Origin of the sequence: Vibrio sp. SG41-7 (assembly GCF_014164465.1) — a bacterium.
Classification (GTDB): domain Bacteria; phylum Pseudomonadota; class Gammaproteobacteria; order Enterobacterales; family Vibrionaceae; genus Vibrio; species Vibrio splendidus.
In genome coordinates this window covers 1-217 of sequence record NZ_JACJFF010000478.1, presented here as the reverse complement: position 1 = coordinate 217, position 217 = coordinate 1, and the positions used below count along the sequence as shown (strand labels likewise).

Annotated in this window: 1 rRNA gene; it reads left to right on the top strand. The window is 47.9% G+C overall.

The window, feature by feature from the left end:
* Positions 1–217 (top strand): 23S ribosomal RNA (locus H5300_RS28640); the annotation flags it as partial.

Below are 217 nucleotides of genomic sequence, written 5' to 3'. Positions count from 1 at the left end.
AAACGGGTTAATATTCCCGTACTTCTTACAATTGCGATGGGGGGACGGAGAAGGCTAGGTGGGCCTGGCGACGGTTGTCCAGGTTCAAGTATGTAGGCGGAAAGTTTAGGTAAATCCGGACTTTCATTAACGCTGAGATACGATGTCGAGCTACTACGGTAGTGAAGTCATTGATGCCATGCTTCCAGGAAAAGCCTCTAAGCTTCAGATTGTAAGG